This is a genomic window from Cupriavidus basilensis OR16 (assembly GCF_000243095.1).
In the GTDB taxonomy this organism is placed as follows: Bacteria; Pseudomonadota; Gammaproteobacteria; order Burkholderiales; family Burkholderiaceae; genus Cupriavidus; species Cupriavidus basilensis_D.
Window position 1 is genome coordinate 1 of the sequence record NZ_AHJE01000395.1, and the last position, 572, is coordinate 572.

1 pseudogene is annotated in these 572 nt (G+C 68.4%); it reads right to left on the minus strand.

What is annotated here, in order from left to right:
- Positions 1–449, minus strand: a pseudogene (locus tag OR16_RS39325) (4Fe-4S binding protein); the annotation flags it as partial.
- Between the last annotated feature and the right edge of the window lie 123 nt (positions 450–572).

Here is a 572-nt window from a genome sequence, read left to right on the forward strand (position 1 = left end):
GCCGGCCACGGTGGCGGTGACGGGGGCGCGCACGCCGTGCAGGTTGACGTACGGATGCGCCGCCGACCATGGCGCCTTGGGCGAGGTGTGGCGGCTGGCTTCCACCTGCTGGGTTTGCGGCTCTTGGCCGGTTTCCGGCAAGGATGCATCCGGCGCGGTCCCGGTCTCCACGTCTGCCGGCAGGGGCAGGCTGGCGGGGAGTTCGTCCCACAGCAACTGCGTCTCGATCGGGTACGCCTCGCTTTTCAGCATCGTGCGCCAGTTGTCGATGGCGCCGGTGGGGCATGGCCCCAGGCAGGCGCCGCAGCCGTTGCACACGTCGGCCCTGACCACGTAGTTGCGCTCGTCATGGGTGATCGCGTCGATCGGGCAGGCGTCTTCGCAGGTGTTGCAGCGGATACAGTCTCGGGGTCGATCAGGTGCTGCTTGATGATGTCGGGGGCGCCCATCGCTTTGGTCTCCTTGGCGCGCGGCCGGTCTGTCGCCGCCGCTGCGCCGCATGTTGGCAGTGTCAGTTGAAGCGTACGTATTCGAAGTCCATCGGCTGGCGGTTGACGCCCACCATCGGCGGG